We start from the raw sequence: 22,425 nt of genomic DNA, 5'->3' as shown, positions 1-22,425 counted from the left end.
AAGGTGGGATGGATGTAGGAGGCTGAAGCTATGGACACCCATAGCTTCAGTTCCCAAGTCGAGGTTCTCTCGGTGACCGATAGTGGTCGGCGGCGTCGCTGGTCGGCTGCCGAGAAGATCCGTATCGTCGAGGAAAGCCTGTCGCGCCCGCGCAGCGTGGCGCTGACGGCGCGGCGTCACGATATCTCTCGCGCGTTGCTGACGCGCTGGCGGAAGGACTATCGCGAGGGCCTTCTCGGAAATGAGCCTGCCCTGACCTTTGCGCCGGTGATGATTGCTGCCGAACCTGTGCCTGTATCGGTATCACCTGCGGCAGAGCTGGAGATCTCCGATGCCGTCACAGTCGCGATCACACTGGTGAATGGCCGGCACCTCGTGGTTCCTGCGGGAATTGACCCGGTCATTCTGGCGCGGCTGCTTCCGGTGCTGGACAGCGCATGATCGCCTTTCCGGCGGGGGCGCGCGTGTGGATTGCAGGCGGGGTGACGGACATGCGGTGCGGGATGAACAGCCTGGCGCTGAAGGTCCAGCAGGGCCTGGGTCGCGATCCGCACGGTGGCGAGATCTTCTGCTTCCGGGGGCGCAAGGGTGACCTGATCAAGGTGTTGTGGCACGACGGGGTCGGCATGTCGCTGTATCTGAAGCGGCTGGAGGCGGGGAAGTTCATCTGGCCGGTGAGCCAGAATGGCTCAGCCGTTCCGGTTTCGGCGGCGCAGCTCGGCTATCTTCTGGAAGGAATCGACTGGCGCAATCCGCGCTGGACGCAGCGGCCTGCCTCGGCGGGTTGATAGCCAAAATACCCTTGTTTTATTGGACTATTCCGGGGTTTCGTGATAGGTCTTCGGCATGTCGGAGACCACCTCGGAGATCGCTGTTCTGCGCGCCGCACTCGCCGCGGCAGAGGCTCGCGCATCTGCCGCAGAGGACGCCTTGGTCGCCGCCAAGGGGGAGTTGACCCAGGTTCAGGCGATCGTCTCGGCCTCTGAAGACATGATCCGGCACCTCCGACTGCAGATCGCCAAACTCCGCCGCGAGCAATATGGCCATGGTGCCGAACGCCATGCCCGGCTGATCGAGCAACTGGAGATGCAGCTCGAAGACATCGAGACCGACATTGCCGATGACCGGGCCAAAGCCGAGGCGACGGGCCCGAGGGCGATGGTCGCGGCCTTCGAACGCCGCCGCCCAGCCCGCAAGCCGTTCCCCGGGCATTTGCCCCGCGAGCGCGTCGTGGTTAAGGCGCCGACTTCCTGCACTTGCTGCGGGTCCTCGCGCATCGTGAAGATGGGCGAAGACATCACCGAGACGCTGGAGGTGATCCCGCGGCAGTGGAAGGTCGTGCAAACCGTCCGCGAGAAGTTCACCTGCCGCGACTGCGAGAAGATCAGCCAGCCGCCAGCGCCGTTCCACCCGACACCCCGGGGCTGGGCCGGCCCGAACCTGCTGGCCATGGTGCTGTTCGAGAAGTTTGGCCAGCATCAGCCCCTGAACAGGCAGGCCGAGCGCTATGCGAAGGAGGGCGTCGAGATCAGCCTCTCGACCCTGGCCGATCAGGTCGGGGCCTGTGCCGTGGCGCTGCAGCCGATCCACGATCTGATCCGCGTCCATGTCCTTGCGGCAGAACGATTGCATGCCGATGACACAACCGTGCCGCTCATGGCCAAGGGCGGCACGCAGACGGCCCGGCTCTGGACCTATCTACGCGATGATCGGCCCTTCGCAGGCGAGGCGCCGCCAGCGGCCCTCTATTACTTCTCAACCGACCGACGGATGGAGCACCCGACACGGCACCTGGCGGACTGGACCGGCATTCTCCAAGCCGATGCCTATGGTGGCTACAACGGCGTTTACGACGCGGGCCACAAGCCTGCCCCGGTGCGCAGGGCACTGTGCTGGTCCCATGCCCGGCGCAAGTTCTTCGAACTGGCGGATATCAAAGCCACAGCCCGCAAGGGCAAAAAGGTGGCCGTAGAGATCTCGCCCATCGCGCTGGAGGCCGTCAAACGCTTCGACGCCATCTTCGATGCCGAGCGCGAGATCACCGGCCTGACCGCCGAGGCCCGCCATGACGCCCGTCAGCGGCTGGTGCGCCCGATGGTCCAGGATCTGCACAACTGGTTGCGGACCGAACGCGCCCGAATGTCGAAGCACAACCCCGTCGCCAAGGCGATCAACTACATGTTCGAGGAGGACGGCCGCTGGGACGCCTTCACCTGCTTCCTCGATGATGGCCGCATCTGCCTGACGAACAATGCGGCCGAACGTGCCCTCCGCGGCATTGCCCTCGGCCGCAAGGCTTGGCTCTTCGCCGGATCTCCGCGCGGTGGCGACCGCGCCGCCTTCATGTACTCCCTGATCGTCACGGCCAGGATGAATGACGTCGACCCGCAGGCCTGGCTGGCCGATGTCCTTGCCCGGCTGCCGGACATACCCCTGTCGCGCCTGCCGGAACTTCTTCCCTGGAACTGGTCGCAAATACCGCAAAGGAGGGCCGCATGACCCTGATCGCCCGCCTCCGGATCCTTCTGAACGACGTCGATCCTCAGCCGATGCGCCATATCGAGGTGCCGCTGAAGATCAGGCTCGACCGGCTGCATGAGGTGGTCCAGGCGGCGATGGGCTGGACGGACAGCCATCTCTACGAATTCCGGGCCGGTGGCGCCGGCTGGGGCGTGCCCGGTCCGGACGGATTCTACGACGGCCCGATGCCCGCGAAGAAGGCGACGCTGCAGAAGGTGCTCGAGGATACCGGCGTCAGGACGCTCCAGTATGTCTACGACTTCGGCGATGACTGGGACCACAGCATCCGGATCGAGCGGGTCACCGAGGCCAGCCCGGGCGTGACCTATCCAAGGCTTCTGAAGGCCAGCGGGGCCTGCCCGCCCGAGGATGTCGGCGGTGCTCCGGGCTACGAGGAATTCCTCGAAGCCCTCGCAGATCCGGACCACGAGCAGCACGACGACATGGTCGGCTGGTCAGGTGCATCCTTCGATCCCGAAGATGCCAGGATCGACAGGATCGTCGAACGCTTTGACCAACTCGCGAAGAAATGGTCCCCGCGGCCCGGCAAGCCCAAAGCACCCAAGCCCACTCCCTGAGCACGGACACCCGTCCGCGGCCTACGCCGGATGGTTACGCATTAACTTGCGGGGCGCTCGAATACCTCCCTCAGCCTGTCAATCGGCATCCAAACGGGCCCCCCGATCGGCGCCCAAAAGTGACCCCTTTGGCTCGCGGTTGAGCAGGCCCGTGGCGGCGTAGCTTTCCAGCTGGCGCAGCCGACGCGGGCCTGCGTTTCGAAGGCGGTCAGGCTCGTGTTTTGATGCGCCAGCTGTCGTTGCCGGTTTCGACGATGTCGCAATGGTGGGTGAGACGATCGAGCAGCGCGGTGGTCATCTTCGCGTCTCCGAAGACGGTCGGCCACTCTCCGAATGCGAGGTTGGTGGTGACGATGACGGAAGTCTGCTCGTAGAGCTTGCTGATCAGATGGAACAACAACTGGCCGCCGGACTGCGCGAATGGCAGATATCCGAGTTCATCGAGAATGACGAAGTCGAGCCGCATGAGATGCTCGGCCAGCCGGCCGGCCCGCCCTGCACGGCCCTCGGCCTCCAGCCTGTTCACGAGGTCCACAACGTTGAAGAAGCGGCCGCGAGCGCCGTTGCGGATGACGGCGCGCGCGATCGCCACGGAGATATGGGTCTTGCCGGTCCCGGTGCCGCCGACCAGCACGACATTGCGCTGCTGGCTGAGGAATTCCCCGCTGGCCAGGTCGCGCACCAGCGTCTCGTTGATCGGCGTATCATCGAAGGTGAACTCCTCGATCTCCCGGGCATAGGGCAGCTTGGCGGTGGTGATCTGGTATTTGACCGAGCGCGCCTTCTTCTCGTTGATCTCGGCGGCCAGAAGATCTCCGACGATCTGGCGGGGTTCGTGCTGGCGGCGCACAGCCACCGCCATGAGTTCGTCGTAAGCGGCGCGCATGCCGTAGAGCTTCAGCTCGCCCATCGCTGCCATGATCTCTGCACGATCCATCAGCCGGCCCTCCGCAGCAGGTCATAGCGGGCACAGTCGGCCACCGGTTCATGGGTCAGGCGCAAGGCCGGAGAGGTGAGCAGCAAGGGTGGCGGCTCCGGGTCGCACCTGCGGGACAGGATGTTGAGGATCACATCGGCGGAGTGGACGCCCTGCGAGAGCGCTTCGGCGCAGGCCTTCTGCACGGCGGGAACTCCCTCCGTCAGCACGGCGCCGAGGATCTTCACCATCTGGCGGTCACCGTCCGAGGAGCCCTGCAGCTTGCGACGGATCTGCTCGAGGGCGCCGGGCAGAACCCAGTCCTTGAACGGTGCGCCATTGCGCAGCGCCCCGGGTTTGCGAAGCAGGACAGGCACATAGTGCCAGGGATTGTAGATTGTCCGGTCCCGCCCGAAGTGACGGGGATGGTCCCCGACCAGCCGCCCTTCCTGCCGGATCTCGATCCGTTCCGCATAGGCCCTGATCTCGACCGGCCGCCCGACAGCCGTTGCCGCGACAGAGTATTTGTTGTTGTCGAACCGCACGAGGCAGGTCTTCGATACCGCCGCAGGCAGCGAGTGGAAGCCGTCGAAGCGCCCGGCATAAGGGACGAGGTGCGGGCGTTCTTCCTGAAAGACTTCCCAGATGGTCTTGTCCGTCAACTCCGGATGCTTGCTGCTCCTGGCCGAGGCGATGCACTTGTCCAGCAGCCAGGCATTCAGTTCCTCGTAGCTCTTGACCCTGACCCGGGGTGAGAAGAACCGTTGGCGAACCGTGCCGACCTGGCTCTCCACCTGACCCTTCTCCCAGCCCGAGGCCGGGGTGCAGGCGACGGGCTCGACCAGATAGTGGCTGGCCATCTGCAGGAACCGACGATTGTAGAGGCGCTCCTTGCCGACAAAGATGGTCTCCACCGCCGTCTTCATGTTGTCGTAGATCCCGCGGGTGCAGGTGCCCTTGAAGAAGGCGAAAGCCCGATCATGGGCATCGAACACCATCTCCTGCGTCTCGCGCGGATAGGCCCGCACGAAGAACATCCGGCTGTGGCACAGGCGAACATGGGCCACCTTGATCGTGGTGGTCGCCCCATCGATCAGGACAACCTCGTGGCTCCAGTCGAACTGATAGGCTTCGCCGGGGGCAAAACTCAGCGGCACGAAGGCGGACGAGGCACCGGAGCTTTGAGTGCGCGCCCAGACCGAGGCGTAGCGGCGGACCGCATCATACCCGCCTTCATAGCCAAGGCCGCGCAGTTCCTCGTAGATCTGGATCAGCGTCAGGCGTTCCCGGCGCCCACGAGCCGCGTTGATCGCCAACAGCCGGCTCAGGTCGTCCAGCCAGGCGCCCAGCTTCGGGCGTGGCTGAACCGTCCGGGTGTAGGTGAACTCCGTTATCCCGGTGCGGATCACCTTGCGCACCACCTTTTTCGACAGCTTCAGGTCACGGCAGATCGTCTTGATCCCCTTGCCCTCGGTAAAATGCAGCCGCCTGATTTTTGCGATTGTCTCCACGATCAGCATCCCGCGCTCGGCCTCCGATAATCAGCGGAAGCACAATGGACCCAACCCCTGGCCGGTGGGGTCCCTTTTGGACGCCGATCACCCCAGAAGGGGGGTCCTTATTCCACGCCGGACAACACCCCAAGCTGCGCAAGGGCAGCTATTTCCCCAGCTTCCTGGAGCCGCGCCGCACGGCGGAGAAGGCCTTGGTGGCCGTCATCCAGGAGGCCTACGTCCATGGTGTCTCGACGCGCTCGGTCGACGATCTGGTCAAGGCCATGGGCGCGGGCGGCATGTCGAAGAGCCAGGTCAGTCGCCTCTGCGCCGAGATCGACGAACGAGTGAACGCCTTCCTCTCCCGGCCTCTGGAGGGCGCGTGGCCCTATCTCTGGCTGGACGCCACATACCTCAAGGTCCGGGAAGGCGGGCGCATCATCAGCAAGGCGGTGATAATTGCGGTGGCGGTCAACGAGGACGGCAAGCGCGAGGTTCTGGGTGTCGCCACCGGGCCATCCGAAGCCGAGACCTTCTGGACCGAGTTCCTACGGTCCCTGGCCGACCGGGGCCTGCGCGGCGTGAAGCTGGTGATCGCCGACGACCACAAGGGCCTGCGGGCTGCGGCACGTCGGGTCTTCAACGCCACCCACCAGAGGTGCCGCATTCACTGGATGCGCAACGCCCTGGCTCACGCTCCGGCCAAGCAGCGCACCGCCGTGGCGGCGATGCTGAAGACGATCTTCGCACAGGAGACCCGGGCCGAGGCTGAAGCCCAGTGGGAGATCGTGGCCGACGCGCTCCGCGAAAAGCAGCCCAAGCTCGGGGCCCTGATGGATGCCTCCCGTGACGACGTGCTGGCCTACATGTCCTTCCCACGCGAGCACTGGACCCAGATCGCCAGCACGAACCCGCTGGAGCGGGTGAACCGCGAGGTGAAGCGGCGCGCCGACGTCATCGGCATCTTCCCCAACGACGAGGCCATCATCCGCCTCGTCGGCGCGCTGATGCTCGAGACCAACGACGAATGGGCGGTCGCCAGGCGCTACATGTCGCTTGAAACGCTTGGCCGCGTAACCGAAAATCCAACCGTCAGGCTGCCCGCCGTGGCTACCTGATCAGGCCCTGACCTCTCCGAAGGTCGGCGCTCCTACACCACGGCGTGGGACACTATCGTCCTGAACGCATCTTCGCCATTTCTATATATGCTTGCTATAGCTATGCCCTCAATTTACCCAGCATGATTGAACTCCCACAGCTGAGATTTCAAAAGTAGTCCTCAGTTTGGCACCAGGGTTACCGGAAGATGCGAGCAAAACAAGTGGATACCGATTCGGGGACCGCAGTCACGGAAAGGTCCTTCGCCACGCACTTCGAGCCGCCAAACAGTGTCATCGAGAGCCTGACTGCCTCGTGCTTCAGCCAAAGCGCCTCGGAAACGTCAAAAAACTTCATTGCATCATACACTTGCCCGCGTCAGTGTCGGAGGAGCAGGCGTGCGCGCCTCAGTCTCATCTTGTAGGCAGCACAAATGCAAATCGAACTCACACTGGAACAATCGAAAGCCGTCGAAGCAGTCCGACATTTCCTCGAAGACGATGCCGCCGACGTTTTCATCCTCGCAGGAAGCGCCGGAACCGGCAAGACGACGATGATCGGGAGGCTCGTGGAGATCGTCGCGGATATGAAGCTCTCCTGCGCGCTAGCGGCGCCGACGGGGCGTGCGGCCCGGATCCTGGGGGACAAGGTTGCGCAGGCCACTGGCTGGGAGGTCCAAGCCAAGACCATCCACAGCCTGATTTACGCGCTCGACAGGCTTGAGGTGAATGAGGACGCCGAGGCACCGAACGACCCAGGTCTGCGATGGTTCTTTCCGCTCGCGGAGGACGAGCCGGCACTGTCGGTCCTCATTGTTGACGAGGCGTCCATGGTCGGCGACAGGGAAGTCCGTGGTGACGTGATCCGTTTCGGGTCTGGCCGTCTTCTCAAGGACCTCGTTACCTTCGCGCGGTCCCGGCGCAGAGCGGGCTCCGACGATCGGCTCGTCAAGCTTCTCTTCGTGGGCGACCCAGCTCAGTTGCCTCCGGTCGGAGAGGAAGAATCGCCGGCCCTATCGCCGCAGCGACTCGAAGCCGAGTTTGGGCTGACGGCGTCCACCTTCCAGCTCGGAACGGTGATGCGCCAGCGCGAGGGCAGCGCAATCCTTGAGCGGGCCACCGAGATTCGGAAGGCGATCGCCGCCGAAGTCTTCAACGCTTTCTCGTTGGAGCCGGATGGTGAGGAGATCGTCCGGATCGAGTCCGAGGTCGCATTCGACGTCCTCGAGCGGAGCGTGCGATCGCGCGGCTCGAGCGTGGCTGTTGTCCGGTCCAACGCCGCCGCGCTGGAGTACAATCGTGGTATCCGCGAGCGGCTCTGGGGCGACGCGTCGCGCCCTGTGCAGGTCGGCGATATCCTGCTGGTGAACCGCAACGCCCACTTGGTCTCCCTGCGCAACGGCGATCTCGTCAAGGTGCTGGACGTGACGCCGGCAGCCGAGCGCGCCTCCGTGCCGGTCAAGGGCGGAGGGAGCGTCGAACTCTCCTTCCGGGACGCAACCGTCGCCTACAGGGAGGCCGACGGGACCGTCGTCAGACTACCGTGCAAGATACTCGAGAACCTTCTCGACTCTCCGGGGCGGGAATTGACGCCCCTCGAACAGCGGGCGCTTCTCGTCCACTTCCGCCAGCGGAACCCGCAGCTGAAGCCCAGGTCCAGAGAGTTCGCCAAGAATCTCAGAGCGGACCCGTACTTCAACGCAGTCCAGGTAAAATTCGGCTATGCCATGACATGCCACAAGGCGCAGGGGGGCGAGTGGGACGAAGTGCTGGTGGACTTCGCCGACGTCGGGGGCGCCCGGAACCGCGCCTTCTTCCGCTGGGCGTATACCGCGCTTACCCGCGCCAAACGCCGTCTATACGTCGTCGAGCCGCCTGACTTCGACGTAATCTCAGCGGACATGTGGGGCGAGATCGATGTCGCCGAGGAGGTCACCTGCACTGGCGAGTCGGAGGCCGCCAAGCTAGATCCCGATTGGGATCGGTTCTCTTTCTCAACGGCAACGGCTAGACTGCTGCCTCGGCATCGACAGCTTCGGGAACGCTGGTCAGCCCGCGGCATCGATGTCGCAAGACTGGCGCACCTCGAATACTGTGAGCGCTACACCTTGGTGCGGGACGGGGCAACAGCAGAACTCCAGTACTACTACAACGGCAAGAATCTGCTTCGCCGGTTCGGGCCCACTCCCGGCACGCGTTCGGATGAGAGCCTTCTTGCGGAAGCACTGTCCGCGTTCGACGGGCTGGAAGGTCCTTATGAGCGCGAAGAACCGGACGAGTTCGTGGCCGACTTCCTGAAACGCCTCGACGCGTCGCTCGATGGAGCTGAGATACGCCGTACATCGTTCAAGTTGATGCCTTATCGGCTACGCGTTTCCTTTGCCGACGGTACTCGGCGCGGCGACATCGACTTCACCTATGATGGCTCGAAGACATGGACGGCAGCACAGGAGGTCGGGGGACCAGGCGCAAGCAGTGGACTGTACAACGAGGTTCAGCGGCTAATGAAGCAGCCGAAAGGCTAAGATATGGACTCAAAAGAGATTTTTGCGCTGCGCCGCGCAGGGAAATCCGCAGAGGCGCTGGAGGCAGCCCGCGCCAGCCTCTTGGGGCATGAAAACGACCTCTGGTTTTTACGGGCCTATGCTTGGGCAATCTACGATCAGGCCAAAAAGATCGTAGAGGACCACGAGCAGAAACGACTTTCCGATTCCGCGATGGGCCACCGTATCTCGCCGTATATGCGTGAATTTTCGCAGATAGGCGCTCCCCTCCGTGGCGATACAGCCTTCTCGCAGATGCTACGCCTTGCCGGAAAAGTTTCCCGCCATTGGCCGGATTTTCTCGCTTTTGCGCAATGGGCCGGCATCGACGGTTTCGAGGCCGAGGACCTGGCGCCCTTCGTTACCGAGGACGGCAGGCGGGTCGACAGCCTGCAGCGGCGGTTCGTCCGTGCGATTTCTCGAGAGGCTGCATCCGCGGCGGCTGAGGGCCGCCGGGACTCCGATCCGGTCCGTTGGGCGCTAACGATCCTGGCACAAGCGCTTGCAGAAGATCCGAACGACCAGTGGCTCAATTACTACCAGAGCAAGATCGACCTGAGCGAGGATCGGTTTCGAGACGCAGTGCGTCGTCTCGTACCGATATTGCGACGGCAGTCGAGAGCCGCCTGGCCTTGGGCCCTGCTCGGCGAGATACTCGAAAAGACACAGCCCGCGAAGGCCGTGGTTTGCTACGTCCATGCAACGGAACTGGCGCGGGACGAGCAGGAAGTTGCGCGCGTCCGGATTCGGCTGGCCGAGCTTCTGGCAGCGCAGGAGAGGTTCGACGAAGCGGCGTTTCAGGCACACCTAGCAGCGCGTTATCGCGAAGAGAATGGCTTCAAGACGCCGACGGAACTGTCGCGGCTGCTGCAGAGCGATTGGTACACGCGCGAGTCTCGAACGGATCGGCCGAAGCCTCCGCCGAAGGCCGGCGGCGAAGCAAGAAAACTGCTCGCGGAGCTTGATGCAAGGCCTGTGGTTTACTCCCTCGGCGTCGTCGAGCACATCAACGAGGAGAAGGCCCTCACTTATGTCGTGACTGGCGTGGAAAGTGGATCTCCGATGCCCCACGGGCGTTTCCCGGAAATCGCCGAAGTCGAGCCGGGCACTATCATCGAGATCGGAAGAACCAACCCGGCTGAGAAGCCGACTGACTGGAGACGGGCCGAGGCCGAAGTGATCCCGGGGTTCTGCAAGGACGTAACGGGCCGGATCGAGCGGCACGAGGGAAACAGCTTCGCCTTTCTTCGCAATCCTCAAGGCGACGTCTTCGTTCCGCCCGACTTGGCGAAGAAAGCCGGTGACGGCGAGGCCGCAGAACGAACCGTACGAGCCGTCCTGCGAAAGGCAAAGAACGGAAAGGTGGGCTGGAAGGCGCTCCAATTCTTGGGCTGAAGCCAGGCATCACGAAGTGTATGATTGCGCAAAGGTTTTAGAGCGCGATTAGTCGCTCGCCGGTTCTGATGAGTTTCGTCAGCGCAACTCACTGACGCCGACTGGAACACACTCGCGCCTGCTCTCGCATCACCGCGTAGTCCGCCAGCATCTCTGCGATTGCCGACCCTTCCGGCAGCAGGGTCAGTTCCTCGGCCGCCTGCGCCTGGAACTCCCGGCTGTATTCGACGACCGGCGGGCACACCCCGAGGCCGGTGAGGTCAGAAGCGCCCGTCGCGCAGCCGCTCAGCCAGATCGTCGCGAGAACGAGGGCGACGCGCCGCCGCCTCGAGCATCCGTCGTTGCGCGTCATGGGTTTTCTCCATGGTTTCGAGCTGCTCGGCCAACCGCCCCGTGCGCTCGCCGGAGCGGCGCAGGGAAAGCAGGAACAGAAGGATCGCAAGGGCGGTGACGCTGTAGCGGAGCGCCGTGCGCGCCCATGCCGATCCGGCGAGCGTGGCGAGGAGGCCGCCGATCACCGCCGCCCCCGGCGCCAGTCATCAAGGCGCGCGTAGATCGTGACGGCGATGCCGCCGAGGGCGACCGCGATGAACACCCAGCGCAGGGTGTCGAGATACGGCACAAGCGGCAGGATGGCGCTCTGGGTCTCGGCCAGGACGCTCTGCGCCACCTCGACCCCGGCCGCGCCCAGCGTGGCGACACCGGCCGCGCCACCACCCTTCATTGTGCGGCTGTCGGCCAGCACTTCGCGCGCGGGCGGCGTTTCGGCTGCAAATGCCGTCGCCCGCACCGGGAACCGCTCGCCCCACTGACGCGCCGGGCCGAGGTCGATGTGCATGAACCCCGATCGCGGGTAGAACCCGAAGCCGAGGAACCCGACCTCGCGCGCCGCGGCCTCGAATGCCACCGGGTCGTGGTTCGCCATGGCGATGTCGAAGGCGGCGCCGTCGAGGTGCTTCGATCGGGTCGCGCCGCCCACGGCGCGGTTGTGCTCTGGGCTGCGATAGGCGGAACGCACGATCAGCGGCTTTCCCAGCCGGTCGCGCAGCGCCTGCAGCTTGTCGAGCGCGGGTTCGTTGATGAGCAGCTTGCCGGTGCCGCGGCAGGCGATCTCTGCCGGGCTGAAGTTCGGCCAGCGCCAGGCGCTTCCCGGCACGTCGCGCCAATGGCGGTGGAAGGTCGTGGTCATGGGGTCCTCCGAAAACGAAAACCCGCCTCGAGGGCGGGTCATTGCGGGCTGATGAATGGGGATGGGGCGCGACTAGGGGCTGCCGCCGAAGATCTTCAGCTTGATGGCGATGCCCGCCAGCAGCGCCAGCATGACGCCGGTGGTGATCATGCGGACGGCGGTCTGCATCGCGGTGCGGCGCACCAGCCGGATGCAGTCGACCAGGGAGCGCAGATCGCGGATGTCGAGCGCGGCCTCGTCGCCGTCGAGGCCGACATCGGCGAGCGCGCGTTTCGCGCCTTCCTCGGCCGCCCGCGTCAGGATCGCCTCGAACTCGGCGTCGGGCATGCGCACGAAGCCCTCGGATCGGGGTGGGTTCATCGGATCCTCCTTTCGCCGCTCAGCCGATCTTGCAGCCCCAGAAGGACGTGTGCACGGCGGCGAAATAGCCGTCCGCGACCCGGAAGTACCCCTGCAGCTCGACGGTATCGCCCGCGGTGAGCGGCACCATGGTCTGCAGCCAGATCGCGGTGGCGAGCGAGACGTGGGTGGCGGAGATTTCGCCGAGGGAGCCGCGGATTTCGGTCGTGCCGTTCAGCACGAGCCGCCCGCGCATGCGGGCCGTGGCGCTGGCATTGATCTTGTAGAGCAGCGTCGCGCCGAAGAGGTAGGTGCCGTCGATCGGGGCCACGAAGTGGTTGTTCGCGGCGTCGAAAGCCCCCTGATCGTTGTAGTCGGTGTTGTTGAGGCCGATCTTCGTCCAGGTCCCGACACCGACGTAGTTGTCGTAGTTCGTGTACGCCTTGAAGCGGGGCAGCCGGGGCTGGTCGACGATGCCGTTCGCGTTGTCGACGCTCAGCCCGTCGAAGAAGGTGCTGCCGTCGGCGGAAACCGAGAGGCGGAAGCGGTCGGAGCCGAAGAGCCCCACCAGCGCCTTGGTCACGAAGCCGGTCTGGAGGGTCAGGCCGAGATCGTCGCCCGCGGCCTCCTTGTTCATGGTGTAGAACAGATCGCCGGTCCCGCCCTCGGCCACGGTCTTGGCGGTCCAGAGCGCCGCGTTCAGCTTGGCCGAGAACGGGTTCGACGCATCCGCCGTCGTGCCGAGCCCGAGCAGCTCCATGTTCTGCAGCGTTGCGGGCGTGGCGCCGGTCCAACTCGCGCCATCGTAGACCAGCAGCAAGTCCTCGTCCTCGACCCACGCGCGCCAGCCGGTGCGTGGTGGCAGACGCAGCCAGGCGCCATCGGTCCAGAGCGCCACGTTAAGGTCCCAACCCGCCCAGTCGCCGGTGGCGCCCGAGCCGACGATGTAGCGGTCGCCATCGGCGGGGCTGCCGGGCGGGGCTGCCAGATCGCGGTCGAGGACGGAGAGCTGCACCAGCCCGTCGAGGATCCGCAGCGCCTCGTTGTGGGTGACATGCTTCTGGGCCTGCGCCGCCAGGATGTAGGGCAGCAGGAGATGGGTCGTGGCGTCGGACATGGGATGGCCTCAGAAGGTCAGCGTGACTGATTTCGGCGCGCCCCGCCCGACGAGGGCGGAGAGCTGGGAGATGCGGATGTCGAGCGTGTCGCCGGGGGCGAGCGGCGCGCCCCAGTCGGCGGTCTGCTGGGCGGCGGTGTAGACCGCGCTGGTGGTGGCCGTGCTCAGCACCCGCTTCACGGTCACGCCATCGAGGATCTCGACCTCGTAGGCTTCGAGCTCTTCACCGAGCAGCACCTCCAGCCCGCCCCAGCTGTCGGCCGCGAGCGCGCGGGACCGGCGCGTCCAGCGGATCGTCAGATCGCCGGGCGCACGCGGCTTGCGCCACGGCTGCTCGACATGTGCGACGGAGAACGGCCGCAGCCCTATGCCAGCGGGCGTGAAAGTCTGCGAGACATAGGTCTCGTCGCTGACCGGCCGGCTCGCCGGACCGATGCGCCAGTTCCACGGCAGCCCCAGATCGGCCTCGGCAATCGGCAGCGATGCGAGCGCGGTGTCCAGCACGACGACCCGCGCGCCTGCCGGAGCCGGGTTGCGCATCGCACCCTCGGTGCCCCGCTGGCCGCGCAGGAGCCGGGTCAGACGATATCGACCCGGCGCCAGAAGCTCTGCCGCGCCCGCCTGCACGATCTCCCAGACGCCGGACGCGCTCTTGATGGCGAGCGCATTGGCGCCACCGAACAGCGTCAGGTCGGTGACGCTTTCCAGCGTGCCGATAAGCAAGTCGACCACCAGCGCATTGGCGAGGTCGAAGCGCGAGGTGGGCCCCGGGTAGAAGTCCGACACCAGCACCCCGATCCGGGCGCGACTGCCGAACGTCGTCAGCAACTCGAACCCGTCCGTCGACGGACTGCGGAACACCGCCATCTCGCCGGGCCACGGCACGGCATGCGCGGCGACCAGCGGCCGATGCGCGGGCTGGTCCTCGGTCAGCTGCGGCAGGTCCATCAGCACCGCATCCGGCGCGCCGAACACCACGGCGCGCGTCAGCGACGCGGCGCGGGGATCGCCGACCGGCAGATCGTAAGTCGCGCGGTCCTGGCGGACCGCCTCGATCCCGCGCGCCTCGGCGTCGGCGATGGAGACGAGCCGCAGATCGACCAGCCGCCCGTCATGCTCCAGCCGGATCGCATCGGCCGGATCGAGCGCGAGGCGCGAGGGCGGCAGACGGAACGCCGCCGTCTCGCGTCCTACCCACGCCTCCATCAACGCGCGGCGGCAGCGGCGCTCGGCCTCCTCGGGCGGCACCGCCATCGCGAAGGACTCGGACGCGATGCGCGTCGTGTCTACGGTGATGCGCCGCGCCTCGACGAGGGCCGCGTCGTAATCCTCGTCCGCCCGCGCGACCTGCCATTTCAGGGCCTGCGGCAGTTCCGTCTCCTGGCCGCGCGTCAGCTCCAGCACGTCGCCCTCGCGGGCCGCGACCAGATCGTCGGGCGCGAGGGTGGCGACAGACGCCCGGCCGCGCATGATGAAGCGGATCACGCCCTCGGTCTCCACCGCATCGAAGCCGAAGTGGCGCGACAACGTGGTGATCGAGGCGCGCGGGCTTTCGAGCGCCGTGATGGCGTAGCCCTCGACCGCGCCCCAAAGCCCGGTGACGTCGATCCGAGACTCGGGCAGCCCCGCCCGCAGGCAGAGGTGCCGGACGAGGGCCGCCAGCGACACCGCGCCGAGCCGCCCCGTCAGCCAGTGCCCGAGCCGCCAGTTCGCGCCGTCCGTCCAGACGTCGGTCAGCGCGGGGAAGAACGGATAGGGCCGCGCGTCCCAGGTCCAGGCGGCGCATTCCGGAACATGCACCATCCGGCCGCCGTACACGGACGAGATCGGGTTGTTCGCGGCCTCGCCCCACCAGAGCCAGGTCGCCTCGAGATAGGCGCGCTGGATGGCGTCGTCGCGCCAGCCGCGCGAAAAATGCGGCGTGAAGCTCTCCGAGGACTTCGGGTCGAAGAAGACGTTCGGCTGGTTGGTCCCACGGTCGATGGCCGGACAGCCGAGCTCGGTGAACCAGATCGGCTTGGACTCGGGCGCCCATGCCGTCGGCGTTCCGACCTCCACACCGCCCGGGCGGTCGTAGTGCGGGTTCGACCACCAGGCGCGGAGATCCTTGTAGCGGAACACCCACGGCTTGGCCGCAGCACCGTCGGAGATCGGGGTCCGCACCTGCGCGGTTCGGTCGGCCGCGCTGGCATAGAACCAGTCGAAGCCTTCGCCGCCGGCGATGTTCGCCTGCAGGTAGGCCCGGTCGTAGATCGCGGGCCAGCCCTCGGCCGCGTCCGCATGCTCGAACCCGTCCCGCCAGTCCGACAGCGGCATGTAGTTGTCGATCCCGACGAAATCGATCTCCGGATCGGCCCAGAGCGGGTCGAGATGGAAGAACACGTCGCCCGAGCCGTCGCCCGGCTGGTGCCCGAAGTATTCTGACCAGTCGGCGGCATAGCCGATCTTCGTCCCGGACCCGAGGATCGACCGCACATCCGCGAGCAGATCCCGATACGCCTGCACGGCCGGATAGGTGCTGGCGCCCGAGCGGATCGTCGTCAGCCCCGGCATCTCGGTGCCGATCAGGAAGGCATCGACGCCGCCCGCTGCCGCACAAAGATGGGCGTAGTGCAGCACCATGCGGCGCAGGCCCCAGTCGCCCGGCGCACCTGTCCACGAAACTGTCTGACCCGAAACGCTGAAGCTGGCGGGCGTGGCCGCGCCGAACAGCGCCGCGACCTGGCTTGCGGCCGTGGCGGTCTTGTCCACGGTCCCTGCGAACCCCGCTGCAGGCGAGCAGGTGATCCGCCCCCGCCACGGGAACGCAGGCTGCCCCGTCTCGGCGGCGTTGTCGGAATACGGGTTCGGCAGGCTGTTGCCGGGCGGCACATCCATCAGGATGAACGGATAGAAGGTCACGCGCAGCCCGCGCGCCTTCATCTCCTGGATCGCCTGCACCACCGCGAAGTCGGACGGAGTGCCGCCGTAGACCGGGCGATCCTGATCGTCGCGGCTGACGAGGAAGGCGTTGGCGCGGCTCACGCCATTCACCGACCAGCTGGCGGGCGTGGTCGATTTGGCCGACACTTCGACGCCCGGCCGGACCCTGCAGGAGCCTGCCCGCAGGTCGTCGCCGAACCACGCCACCACGAGGCTGACGCTCTCGACCGCAGGCGCCATGGCCTGCAGCCGGTCCAGCGCCTCCACCATGTCGGTGGAGTCGGCCAGCGCGTTCAGGTTCTCAGGGATCTGCGCGCCGCCATCGGTCTTGCGGATCGCCTGCGTCGCATAGGTGAACTCGCCCGAGGCCGGGATCATGGTGACGGCGCGGGTCAGCCCCTCGGCGGTGTCGGGATCGGCGAGCGGCCGGAACACCTCGAACGAGAGCTGCGGCAGGCGGTTGCCATAGGTGGAGAGCGCCAGATCCTCGAAGACGACATAGGCCGTGCCGCGATAGGCCGGGGTATTCGCCGCGCCCATCCTGGCCGCGATGAACGGGTCCGCCGTCTGCGCCTCGTCGCCCGGATACCAGCGCCAGGTGACGCCGGAGAGGTCCATCGGCTTGCCGTCGGCCCAGATGCGCCCGATGCCGGTGATCGGGCCCTCGCAGAGCGCCACGGCGAAGGAGGCGTAGTACAGATACTCGGTGGTCTTGACCTTGCCGCCCCCGCCGCCCTTGCCGCCGCCCTGCGTGGTGGTCTTGGTCTCCTCTCGGAAATCCGTCGCCCAGATGATGTTGCCGCCCATCCGCATACGCCCATAGAGCCGCGGGATGACCGCCCCCTCGGTGGCCGAGGTGATGCGCAGCGTGTCGAGCCGCGCGCCCTCCATGCGCTGCGTGGGCGCCAGCGACGAGATGATCCAGCTGTCGACGACCGAGCCGATGCTGGAGCCGATGAAGCCACCGATGGTGGCGGCGCTCACGCCGAGGATCGCGCCGCCGATCGAACCGCCAATGGCGGCGCCAGCGGCACCGAGAACGAGGGTGGCCATGTCGGGGTCTCAGCGTTTCGGGAACAGGAAGGCGAAGGCGATCCGCCGCCGCCAGCTTTGGGTGAGCGGCTCCTCGATCACGCCGAGCCGCTCATAGGCATGGAGGAAGCTGTCGGGCGCGGTGAGGATCCCGACATGCTTGGCGATGGCGCGGGGCTTCATCCGGAACAGCACCAGCGTTCCTGGACCGGCTGCCGCGGGCTCCACTTCGATCATCATGGCACCCGCGCCCTCGGCCAGAACCTCGCGCGGGCCGGTCTCGCCCCAGTCGCGGCTGTAGGGCGGGATCGGGAACGGCTCGGGGCCGACGACCTCGCGCCAGACGCCCCGGGCCAGCCCGAGGCAGTCGCAGCCGACGCCGCGCAGGCTGGCCTGGTCGTGATACGGCGTGCCGAGCCAGGAGCGCGCAATGGCGATGACGCGCGCCGGGTCGGCCGCTGCGAGAGGTTGCGTCACAGCACGCCTCCCTCGTGGCCGCCATCCTTGGTGGCGTAGCGCAGTACCGCGTCCTGGCCGGGAATGTGCGGGAAGCCCCGGAAATTGGCGATGTTCGCGAACTTGGCCCCGCAGGTTTCCATGCGCTTGTCGCAGCCCGCGCGGATGGTGAAGGCGTCGCTCTCGGCGATCGTGCGCATCGGCGCTTCGAGCAGGGTCAGCACGGCCACGCCGTCGGTCACGTCGTGGCCCAGCACCTCCGCCTTGCGTCCCGCATTCGCGCCGCTCGTCCAGTCCAGCGTGCCGAAGGTGAACCAGCCGGAGGCGAACCCGCCGAGCCCCGAGCCGGTGAAGGCCCGGTCGCGCAGCATGTCGATCACGGCACCGGTGCCCTTGTAGGTCGGATCCTCCAGATCGACCCCGCAGCGCGCGTCGCCGAGCGCCGCGTCACAGGTCGCCTGAAAGGTCCGCCCGACCGTCTGGCCGAGCACATGCGCAAGCGAGCGGACCTCGGCCACGAAGGCGAGCCGCCCGCGCCGGATCTGACCGATCGCGCCGCGCCGCATCAATACGCGCTGGTCGGTGTCGGCCCAGTTCACGCGCCAGACCTGGACCTCGGCGTTGTCCCAGCGCCCATCGAGGATGTCGGCCTCGGTGATCCGGTCCGAGGTCAGCACGCCTTCGGCATCCTGCGCATCGACCGACAGGTCCGAGCCGGAGCGGACCTCGGACGCCGTCAGCCCGCTCTCGGGTTCGAAGTCCGTCCCGTCAAAACTCAGCGTCCGGTCGTGGTCGGTGAAGCCGAAACTCGTGCCATCCGCGCGCGCGATCCGCCAGCACCAGGCGAGCGTGGTCGTGCCCTCGTCGAGATGGGCCTGCAGGTCGGGATCGAGGGTCTTCATCGGCGCAGTTCCAGCAGCGGAATGGAGGTGATCGAGCCGAGCCGCTCGAGGTCGAGCGTCACGTCGAGCACGTCGGTGTCGAAGCGGACCGGCACGTCGAACTCGAAGCCCGCGGTGATCGCGACGCCAGCGCCTGGCGCGGCGCTGAAGGTGACGACGCCGGTCGCGGTGTCGACCGACCAGCCGGAGAGCTGCTCGACGCCCGCCAGCGCGATGCGCACGGTTCCGGTCACTGGTTTGGCAATGGCGCGCGACCAGGATTGCGCGCCCGAGGCGTAGCGCTTGGCCAGCTGGAAGGCGGTCGTCGCGCCGTCGCCGGTGCCGATGACCTGATCGGTGGACGATAGCGAGCCCGAAGGCAGGCAGGACTTGTGGTCGCCCCAGTCCTTGAAGCGGAAGCCATGCAGGCGGCCATTGCGCGCCTCGAAGAAGGCAACGACCGCCGCCAGATCGTCCGCGCGGCGGATGCCATAGGCGACGTCATAACGGCGGCGCGAGTTGGCCCAGCTGGCGTTGCGCTCCTCGTCGCCCGAGGCGAGCTCGACGATCTGGGTGCGCCGCTCGGGCCCGCCCCGCGCGCCGCGGCTGATGTTGTCGGGAAACCGGACCTCGTGAAACGCCATCACATGCCCCTCCGCCCCAGCGACACGGCGCGGGCGATGTCCGCCGCGACCTGCGTGCGGGACTGCCGGAAGCTCTCGGCGTCACGCGCCATGATCGTGACGTTGACGCCGCCGCCCGAGCCGTAGCTCTGCGCCTCGCGCCGCGACAGCACGCGTTCCCCGCGTTGCAGGATCGCGGGCACCTCGTCGTGGCGGAGGCCCGCCATGCCGCCGCCATGCATCCGGGGCGCGGCGGCGAAGGCCATGGCCGGAACCATTCGCGAGGGCCCGGCCGATCCCACCATCCCGCCCGCATGCAGGACGTTGGCAAAAATACCGCCCGCGCCGGAGAACACGCCGGATAGGGCATTGGCGATCGGCCCCAGGATGAACCGGCGCGCCGCTAGCTGGGCTAGATCGGCCAACAGCGAGGTGACGAGATCGCGGAAGTTCAGTTTGCCGGTCTTCACGAAGTTGCCCACGGCCGTCTCGGCCGACTGGAAGGCGCCGACGAGGCTCTGGCCGATATCGCCGCCGATCTCACGCGCCTTGCTGGCGTAGTCCGACAGCGCGGCGGTGACGGCCTGCCAGCCGGTGACGGCCGCCTCGGTGTCGGGCTCCGCCGCAGCGGCTGCAGCCCCGGCTGCCGCACCGGCACCCGTTGCAGCGCGCCCGGCATCGCCGAGCGCCGTCTCCAGCCGCTCCGCCGCGCCGGTGGCCTGGGTCAGCGCATCCGCGCTCGCCTCGTCGGTGCCCCGAACGGCATCGCGCAAGGCCTGCCAGCTTTCGAGGGGCGCACGTACCCCCTCGGCCAGATCGCGCGCGGCGCCGCGATAGAGGTTGGCGGACTCGAGCGCGCGGTTCGCCGCCTCGGTCAGTCCGAGATCGGGCGCGGTCAGCGGGTTGTCCTCGAAGGCCCGGTCGAAGGCCGCCTGCGCCGCTGTCGTCGCAGCGCTGGCCGCCCCCTCGAAGCGGTTCTCGATCTCGCCAAGGTCGAGGTCCGGCACCAACGAGATGCGCCGCTCCGATCCGAGCGCTTCCAGCCCCTGGTTGATGCCGCCGATGAAACCGTTGATGCGCGAGACCACGCCGTTCAGCATCGCCTCGACGCCGTCGACGAGGCTGTTGGCCGCCTGGAACGCCAGATCGCCGATGGCGGCGGGCAGCAGACCCCAGACCGCCTTGATCGCCTCATAGGCGCCTTCGAACGTGTTAGCCGCCGTGTTGCCGAAAGCCACGACGCTCTCGATGGCGCTCTGCATGCCAGACGCCGCATCGGCCTTCAGGTCGAAGAACATCGCCGTGGCGGCCGCACCCGCCGCAGCGGCGCCCATGCGGATCCGCTCCCAGACCTCGACCGCGAGGTCCTTCAGGAGCGACATCGCCTCGCCGAAGCCGCCCGCCCCGGACACGAGGCGGGTGAACTGGTAGACAAGCTCGCCCGCGCCGACGATCAGCGCGCCAATGCCGGTGCGGATCAGCGCGCCGCGCAGGACGACGAGCGCCGTGGCGAGACCACGGACAGAAAGGGCAGCAGCGGCCATGCCGGCGACCCAGCGGCCCGCGAGGAAGGCCGCGAAGGTCGCGGCGTAGGTGGTCAGGCGGCCGATGTTGTCGAAGAGGCCGCGGATCGCGATGCCGAGCGGCCCGGTGCGGCTGGCGACAGCAGCCATGGCGTTCGCGACCGCTTCCAGCGCCGGGGCTGCGGCGACGGCCAGCTGGTTGGAGAGCCCGCGCCAGATCAGTCCGAGCCGGGAGATCGCATCGTTCGTCCGCTCGATCTGGTCGGCGTCCTGCTCGGAGACCACGACACCGAAAGCAAGCACGTCCTCCGTCGCCTGGCGCAGCGTCGCGGTGTCGATCCGGCTCATGGCGATGGAGCCTTCCTCGCCGAACAGCTGGCCCGCGACGGCCGCGCGTTCGGCGGCCGGCACGAAGCTCTCGATGGCGGCGTTGATGGCGCCGACCCGCTGGTCCAGCGGCAGGGCGATCAGCTCATTGGCCGAGAGCCCCAGCCGGTCGAGCGCATCGGCGGCGGGGCCGGTCCCGGCGGCCGCCTGGCTCAGACGGCGCGTCAGATCCTTGGTCGCCTGCTCGATCCCGGACATCGAGACGCCCGCCAGCTCGCCCGCGCGCTCAAGCGTCTGGATTGAGGCCACCGTGGTGCCAAGGGACTGCGCGAGCTTGGCCTGCACGTCGACCGTCTGCAGCCCGGACCGGATCATCGCCACGCCAGCGGCGGCGGCGGCAGCCACCGCCGCTGCGGCGGCCACACGCACCCGCCGCGAGAAAGCCGCGAGGCGAGCGTTGGCTGCCTCCATCTCGCGGCTCAGCCGTCCGAAGCCGCGCGACCCGGCCTCGCCGACACCTTCCAGCTCGGCGCGCACCTGCCGTCCGCCCACGGCCGCGAGCCGGACGCTGACCCGTTTTTCGGCCATCGGTCAGACTCCTTGCTTTCGCCGTATCGGCGTCTTACGTTTACGCCATCGATCAAATGAAGGTATGACCATGGCCGAGACCGCGACCCTGTCCTCGAAGTTCCAGATCTCGATCCCCAAGGCGATCCGGGCCGCCCAGCACTGGGAGGCCGGGCTGACCTTTGCCTTCATCCCGAAAGGCACGGGCGTCCTGCTGGTGCCGGTGCCCAAGCGGGAGGCGCTGAAGGGGCTCGCGCGCGGCGCGTCCGCCACCGATTATCGCGACCGGACGGACCGGTTCTGATGATCCTCGTCGACACGTCGGCATGGATCGAGTGGCTCATCGGCTCGCCGACCGGCGAGACGCTGTCTGAACATCTGCCCGAACAGGCCGAGTGGCTCGTCCCGACCATGGTCCAGCTCGAGCTGGCGAAATGGCTGACGCGCGAGGTCGGCGAGGACAAGGCCGATCAGGTGATCGCTTTCACGCAGGTCTGCCAGGTCGTTCCGCTCGACACCGAGATCGCGCTGGCGGCGGCGGAAGCGTGCCGGGAGCACAAGCTCGCCACCGCCGACGCCATCATCTTCGCAACCGCCCGCGCGCAGGGCGCGACGCTCCTGACCTGCGACGCACATTTCGAGGGACTGCCCGGCGTCACGCTGATAGAAAAGATCAAGGCCTGACCCCCGGGCCGCCATTCGCGCTCAGCTCCTCGTTCAGCTTCCGGACCATCACCGCCTCGATGACGGGCAGCAGTTCGGCCATGGCGAGCGGCGGCACACCGAGGGCGTCACCAAGCGCGAGCGCCGCCGACATGTCCCAGCCGATCACCGCGCCGGGCAGGACACGCAGCTGGCCGCCGAGGCGGCCGACCAGGTCCCAGACCTGCCAACCCTCCGGCGTTTC

Annotated in this window: 21 protein-coding genes and 1 pseudogene; 9 read left to right on the top strand and 13 right to left on the bottom strand. The window is 67.1% G+C overall.

Annotated features, from left to right (window positions below):
- The first annotated feature begins 30 nt into the window (after positions 1-30).
- The 4 genes from tnpA to ACNKFW_RS02365 are packed head-to-tail and all read left to right on the top strand — an operon-like array spanning position 31 to position 3,098.
- The gene (tnpA, locus tag ACNKFW_RS02380) at positions 31-441 is read left to right on the top strand and encodes an IS66-like element accessory protein TnpA (RefSeq protein ID WP_120441954.1); all 411 of its coding nucleotides are present in this window, start codon (positions 31-33) and stop codon (positions 439-441) included.
- Complete coding sequence (gene tnpB, locus ACNKFW_RS02375; RefSeq protein ID WP_112312267.1) at positions 438-788, top strand: IS66 family insertion sequence element accessory protein TnpB; 351 nt, start codon at positions 438-440, stop codon at positions 786-788. Before tnpA ends, tnpB begins: the two co-directional genes overlap by 4 nt.
- A 58-nt stretch (positions 789-846) precedes the next feature.
- Positions 847-2,499: an IS66 family transposase gene (gene tnpC, locus ACNKFW_RS02370; protein ID WP_418024717.1), complete on the top strand. Its 1,653-nt coding sequence runs from the start codon at positions 847-849 to the stop codon at positions 2,497-2,499.
- The gene (locus tag ACNKFW_RS02365; RefSeq protein WP_418024716.1) at positions 2,496-3,098 is read left to right on the top strand and encodes a plasmid pRiA4b ORF-3 family protein; all 603 of its coding nucleotides are present in this window, start codon (positions 2,496-2,498) and stop codon (positions 3,096-3,098) included. The genes tnpC and ACNKFW_RS02365 overlap by 4 nt, the downstream gene beginning before the upstream one ends.
- Positions 3,099-3,306: 208 nt before the next feature.
- Here ACNKFW_RS02365 and istB read toward each other — a convergent pair whose 3' ends face one another.
- Complete coding sequence (gene istB / locus ACNKFW_RS02360; protein WP_062562743.1) at positions 3,307-4,035, bottom strand: IS21-like element helper ATPase IstB; 729 nt, start codon at positions 4,033-4,035, stop codon at positions 3,307-3,309.
- Complete coding sequence (gene istA / locus ACNKFW_RS02355; protein ID WP_418024715.1) at positions 4,035-5,534, bottom strand: IS21 family transposase; 1,500 nt, start codon at positions 5,532-5,534, stop codon at positions 4,035-4,037. The genes istB and istA overlap by 1 nt, the downstream gene beginning before the upstream one ends.
- Before the next feature lie 119 nt (positions 5,535-5,653).
- Between istA and ACNKFW_RS02350 the strand changes: the two are divergent.
- From ACNKFW_RS02350 to ACNKFW_RS02340, 3 genes and pseudogenes are all read left to right on the top strand, one after another.
- Positions 5,654-6,625, top strand: a pseudogene (locus ACNKFW_RS02350) (IS256 family transposase); the annotation flags it as partial.
- 413 nt (positions 6,626-7,038) lie between these two features.
- Entirely contained in the window at positions 7,039-9,129 is a 2,091-nt protein-coding gene (locus tag ACNKFW_RS02345; protein WP_418024714.1) for an ATP-dependent DNA helicase, read from the top strand.
- A 3-nt stretch (positions 9,130-9,132) separates the two neighbouring features.
- Positions 9,133-10,542, top strand: a complete 1,410-nt coding sequence (locus ACNKFW_RS02340; RefSeq protein WP_418024713.1) for a tetratricopeptide repeat protein — start codon at positions 9,133-9,135, stop codon at positions 10,540-10,542.
- Positions 10,543-10,630: 88 nt separating this feature from the next.
- On the opposite strand, the gene ACNKFW_RS02335 is transcribed toward ACNKFW_RS02340, so the two are convergent.
- The 10 genes from ACNKFW_RS02335 to ACNKFW_RS02290 all read right to left on the bottom strand — a co-directional run bounded on the left by ACNKFW_RS02335 (position 10,631) and on the right by ACNKFW_RS02290 (position 21,539).
- Positions 10,631-10,894: a hypothetical protein gene (locus ACNKFW_RS02335; RefSeq protein ID WP_418024712.1), complete on the bottom strand. Its 264-nt coding sequence runs from the start codon at positions 10,892-10,894 to the stop codon at positions 10,631-10,633.
- Positions 10,803-11,060, bottom strand: a complete 258-nt coding sequence (locus ACNKFW_RS02330; RefSeq protein ID WP_418024711.1) for a hypothetical protein — start codon at positions 11,058-11,060, stop codon at positions 10,803-10,805. Before ACNKFW_RS02330 ends, ACNKFW_RS02335 begins: the two co-directional genes overlap by 92 nt.
- On the bottom strand, positions 11,057-11,731 hold the full coding sequence (locus ACNKFW_RS02325; RefSeq protein ID WP_418024710.1) for a YcbK family protein: 675 nt from the start codon (positions 11,729-11,731) through the stop codon (positions 11,057-11,059). Before ACNKFW_RS02325 ends, ACNKFW_RS02330 begins: the two co-directional genes overlap by 4 nt.
- A gap of 72 nt (positions 11,732-11,803) precedes the next feature.
- Entirely contained in the window at positions 11,804-12,091 is a 288-nt protein-coding gene (locus tag ACNKFW_RS02320) for a DUF6127 family protein (RefSeq protein WP_036708271.1), read from the bottom strand.
- Between the two features lie 19 nt (positions 12,092-12,110).
- Entirely contained in the window at positions 12,111-13,187 is a 1,077-nt protein-coding gene (locus tag ACNKFW_RS02315; protein WP_418024709.1) for a DUF2793 domain-containing protein, read from the bottom strand.
- Between the two features lie 9 nt (positions 13,188-13,196).
- Complete coding sequence (locus ACNKFW_RS02310) at positions 13,197-17,162, bottom strand: baseplate multidomain protein megatron (protein ID WP_418024708.1); 3,966 nt, start codon at positions 17,160-17,162, stop codon at positions 13,197-13,199.
- Between the two features lie 9 nt (positions 17,163-17,171).
- Entirely contained in the window at positions 17,172-17,618 is a 447-nt protein-coding gene (locus tag ACNKFW_RS02305; protein WP_418024707.1) for an NlpC/P60 family protein, read from the bottom strand.
- Positions 17,615-18,499, bottom strand: coding sequence for a DUF2163 domain-containing protein (locus ACNKFW_RS02300; protein ID WP_418024706.1), 885 nt, complete (start codon positions 18,497-18,499; stop codon positions 17,615-17,617). Before ACNKFW_RS02300 ends, ACNKFW_RS02305 begins: the two co-directional genes overlap by 4 nt.
- The gene (locus tag ACNKFW_RS02295) at positions 18,496-19,122 is read right to left on the bottom strand and encodes a TIGR02217 family protein (protein WP_418024705.1); all 627 of its coding nucleotides are present in this window, start codon (positions 19,120-19,122) and stop codon (positions 18,496-18,498) included. The genes ACNKFW_RS02300 and ACNKFW_RS02295 overlap by 4 nt, the downstream gene beginning before the upstream one ends.
- Positions 19,122-21,539 (bottom strand): phage tail tape measure C-terminal domain-containing protein, encoded by a 2,418-nt coding sequence (locus tag ACNKFW_RS02290; RefSeq protein WP_418024704.1) that lies wholly within the window; start codon positions 21,537-21,539, stop codon positions 19,122-19,124. Before ACNKFW_RS02290 ends, ACNKFW_RS02295 begins: the two co-directional genes overlap by 1 nt.
- Before the next feature lie 70 nt (positions 21,540-21,609).
- Here ACNKFW_RS02290 and ACNKFW_RS02285 point away from each other — a divergent pair, with 70 nt between their 5' ends.
- Positions 21,610-21,822: an AbrB/MazE/SpoVT family DNA-binding domain-containing protein gene (locus ACNKFW_RS02285; RefSeq protein ID WP_036179405.1), complete on the top strand. Its 213-nt coding sequence runs from the start codon at positions 21,610-21,612 to the stop codon at positions 21,820-21,822.
- On the top strand, positions 21,822-22,202 hold the full coding sequence (locus ACNKFW_RS02280) for a type II toxin-antitoxin system VapC family toxin (protein ID WP_418024703.1): 381 nt from the start codon (positions 21,822-21,824) through the stop codon (positions 22,200-22,202). Before ACNKFW_RS02285 ends, ACNKFW_RS02280 begins: the two co-directional genes overlap by 1 nt.
- On the opposite strand, the gene ACNKFW_RS02275 is transcribed toward ACNKFW_RS02280, so the two are convergent.
- Positions 22,192-22,335 (bottom strand): DUF7697 family protein, encoded by a 144-nt coding sequence (locus ACNKFW_RS02275; protein WP_208983713.1) that lies wholly within the window; start codon positions 22,333-22,335, stop codon positions 22,192-22,194. The two genes, ACNKFW_RS02280 and ACNKFW_RS02275, sit on opposite strands and share 11 nt — an antisense overlap.
- Positions 22,336-22,425: the final 90 nt, after the last annotated feature.

This window comes from Paracoccus sp. TD-10 (assembly GCF_048270675.1).
Classification (GTDB): Bacteria; Pseudomonadota; Alphaproteobacteria; order Rhodobacterales; family Rhodobacteraceae; genus Paracoccus; species Paracoccus pantotrophus.
Note: the sequence above shows the minus strand (reverse complement) of the source record. Positions and strands in the feature narration are given on the sequence as shown.

Excerpts from the sequence above, each read along its gene's own strand:
- ACNKFW_RS02340 (WP_418024713.1), top strand. The coding sequence starts at position 9,133 with ATGGACTCAAAAGAGATTTTTGCGCTGCGCCGCGCAGGGAAATCCGCA.
- ACNKFW_RS02285 (WP_036179405.1), top strand. The coding sequence starts at position 21,610 with ATGGCCGAGACCGCGACCCTGTCCTCGAAGTTCCAGATCTCGATCCCC.
- ACNKFW_RS02335 (WP_418024712.1), bottom strand. The coding sequence starts at position 10,894 with ATGACGCGCAACGACGGATGCTCGAGGCGGCGGCGCGTCGCCCTCGTT.
- ACNKFW_RS02275 (WP_208983713.1), bottom strand. The coding sequence starts at position 22,335 with ATGTCGGCGGCGCTCGCGCTTGGTGACGCCCTCGGTGTGCCGCCGCTC.
- ACNKFW_RS02300 (WP_418024706.1), bottom strand. The coding sequence starts at position 18,499 with ATGAAGACCCTCGATCCCGACCTGCAGGCCCATCTCGACGAGGGCACG.
- istB (WP_062562743.1), bottom strand. The coding sequence starts at position 4,035 with ATGGATCGTGCAGAGATCATGGCAGCGATGGGCGAGCTGAAGCTCTAC.
- ACNKFW_RS02320 (WP_036708271.1), bottom strand. The coding sequence starts at position 12,091 with ATGAACCCACCCCGATCCGAGGGCTTCGTGCGCATGCCCGACGCCGAG.
- ACNKFW_RS02315 (WP_418024709.1), bottom strand. The coding sequence starts at position 13,187 with ATGTCCGACGCCACGACCCATCTCCTGCTGCCCTACATCCTGGCGGCG.
- tnpA (WP_120441954.1), top strand. The coding sequence starts at position 31 with ATGGACACCCATAGCTTCAGTTCCCAAGTCGAGGTTCTCTCGGTGACC.
- ACNKFW_RS02365 (WP_418024716.1), top strand. The coding sequence starts at position 2,496 with ATGACCCTGATCGCCCGCCTCCGGATCCTTCTGAACGACGTCGATCCT.
- tnpB (WP_112312267.1), top strand. The coding sequence starts at position 438 with ATGATCGCCTTTCCGGCGGGGGCGCGCGTGTGGATTGCAGGCGGGGTG.
- ACNKFW_RS02325 (WP_418024710.1), bottom strand. The coding sequence starts at position 11,731 with ATGACCACGACCTTCCACCGCCATTGGCGCGACGTGCCGGGAAGCGCC.
- tnpC (WP_418024717.1), top strand. The coding sequence starts at position 847 with ATGTCGGAGACCACCTCGGAGATCGCTGTTCTGCGCGCCGCACTCGCC.
- ACNKFW_RS02345 (WP_418024714.1), top strand. The coding sequence starts at position 7,039 with ATGCAAATCGAACTCACACTGGAACAATCGAAAGCCGTCGAAGCAGTC.
- ACNKFW_RS02280 (WP_418024703.1), top strand. The coding sequence starts at position 21,822 with ATGATCCTCGTCGACACGTCGGCATGGATCGAGTGGCTCATCGGCTCG.
- ACNKFW_RS02290 (WP_418024704.1), bottom strand. The coding sequence starts at position 21,539 with ATGGCCGAAAAACGGGTCAGCGTCCGGCTCGCGGCCGTGGGCGGACGG.
- istA (WP_418024715.1), bottom strand. The coding sequence starts at position 5,534 with ATGCTGATCGTGGAGACAATCGCAAAAATCAGGCGGCTGCATTTTACC.
- ACNKFW_RS02310 (WP_418024708.1), bottom strand. The coding sequence starts at position 17,162 with ATGGCCACCCTCGTTCTCGGTGCCGCTGGCGCCGCCATTGGCGGTTCG.
- ACNKFW_RS02295 (WP_418024705.1), bottom strand. The coding sequence starts at position 19,122 with ATGGCGTTTCACGAGGTCCGGTTTCCCGACAACATCAGCCGCGGCGCG.